The organism is Mesorhizobium sp. M2D.F.Ca.ET.226.01.1.1 (assembly GCF_004022705.2).
In the GTDB taxonomy this organism is placed as follows: domain Bacteria; phylum Pseudomonadota; class Alphaproteobacteria; order Rhizobiales; family Rhizobiaceae; genus Mesorhizobium.
Genome location: NZ_RZOY02000056.1, coordinates 1 through 403, shown reverse-complemented (window position 1 = coordinate 403; position 403 = coordinate 1). Strand labels below are relative to the sequence as shown.

Below are 403 nucleotides of genomic sequence, written 5' to 3'. Positions count from 1 at the left end.
GAGAACTCCCACTCGAACGCGACGCGGTCGCCCTCGATCACGGGGACGCCCTTCATCGTCCAGACAGCGTCGGGAACGGCCTTGAGGAAATTGTCGATCACACCGGTCTTGGCGGCCTCCCGACCCGTGACCGGCTTGCCGACGGAAGCGTCGTAGTAGCTGACGTCGTCGGCGAAGTAGCCGGCGGCCTTGGCCGAGTCATGCGCATTCCAGGCGGCGACATAGGCCTCGACCACCGATTGCGCGGTATCGGCGGCGAAGGATGGAGCCACGGTGAAAAGCGTGGCGGCGATGGCTGCGGATGCAAGAAACTGACGGCGTTGCATTGTCTTCCTCCCTCGGTTGAATGCTTGCCTTTCCTTCCTGCGTTGGTCTGTTTTCGCAATTCCGGACGGAAAACCGC

General features: G+C 62.5%; 1 protein-coding gene. It reads right to left on the bottom strand.

The window, feature by feature from the left end:
• A partial coding sequence (locus tag EN869_RS33735) for a nuclear transport factor 2 family protein (RefSeq protein WP_135916124.1) occupies positions 1–326 on the bottom strand: 326 nt, incomplete at its 3' end.
• Positions 327–403 lie beyond the last annotated feature (77 nt).